Here is a 1,202-nt window from a genome sequence, read left to right as displayed (position 1 = left end):
CAGCTCGTCGACGCCCTGCGCCGACACGCTCACCCCGACACCGGCGCCGACACCAAATCTGTCGGTGCCGCCGCCTAGAGTTCATCGTGGATCGTCACCCAAATTCCACGCGACTCGGGACATGCTCAGTGTTCGCCCCGCCGGCGTTTAACCCGACCAACGGTGCGATGGTCGGGGTAGCCAAGCCCATCATTATCAACTTCGCACGCCCCATCGCCAACCGGCCCATGGCCGAACAGGCGATCCACATTTCGTCGGTCCCGCCGGTGCCCGGCAAGTTCTACTGGATGAGCGACAGCCAGGTGCGGTGGCGGCCGATCGACTTCTGGCCAGCCAACACCATCGTCAACATCGATGCCGGAGGTACCAAGTCGAACTTCCGCACCGGTGACTCCTTGGTGGCCACCGCCGACGATAAGACGCACCAGATGACAATTGTGCGCAATGGCAAGGTGGAGAGGACTTTTCCAGTGTCGATGGGCAAGCCCGACGGTAAGCACGAAACCAAGAACGGCACCTATTACGTGCTGGAAAAATTCGCCGACATGATCATGGACTCGTCCACCTACGGCGTGCCGGTGAATTCACCGGAGGGGTACAGGCTCAACGTGCAGGACGCAGTGCGAATCGACAACAGTGGTATCTTCGTGCACAGCGCGCCGTGGTCGGTGGCCGATCAGGGCAAGCGCAACGTCAGTCACGGCTGCATCAACCTGAGCCCGGCCAACGCCCAGTGGTTCTACGACAACTTCGGCAGCGGCGACCCCGTCGTCATCAAGAACTCCGTCGGCACCTACACCCAACCCGATGGTGCCCAAGACTGGCAGATATAACGACAATTTGCCAGCGCCACGAGGCCCAGACGTGCGGTCGCGTGACGGGTTGTATGCCGTAATGTAGCCGCGCGTTCCCTCTACGGGCCGCAGCTGCGAAGGTCACACTGCAGCGGACGCGGATTCGACCGCGACTGCCGCTAGCCGTGACTTTACGACTGTGTTCATACGCCCGTGTAAACGTGAATTGATAACTTCTGCAGGTCACTAGAAATGGTGACCAAGTGCCCAAGCGAGGTTGTCCCGGTCTTCGTGGAATTTGAGGTGGCGGTCCCTCACCTGATGCCCGCCAGATGGTAGGTCTTCGGGTGAACGACCAAGTACACCTCGAAGAAGGAGTAAGGGACCGCCATGAAGACCGTACCTACT

1 pseudogene is annotated in these 1,202 nt (G+C 60.2%); it reads left to right on the top strand.

The features are described from left to right. Positions 1-128: 128 nt before the first annotated feature. Positions 129-833 (top strand): annotated as a pseudogene (locus HPC46_RS34460) (L,D-transpeptidase); the annotation flags it as partial. Positions 834-1,202: the final 369 nt, after the last annotated feature.

Source organism: Mycolicibacterium vinylchloridicum (genome assembly GCF_013404075.1).
Taxonomy (GTDB): Bacteria; Actinomycetota; Actinomycetes; order Mycobacteriales; family Mycobacteriaceae; genus Mycobacterium; species Mycobacterium vinylchloridicum.
Note: the sequence above shows the minus strand (reverse complement) of the source record. Positions and strands in the feature narration are given on the sequence as shown.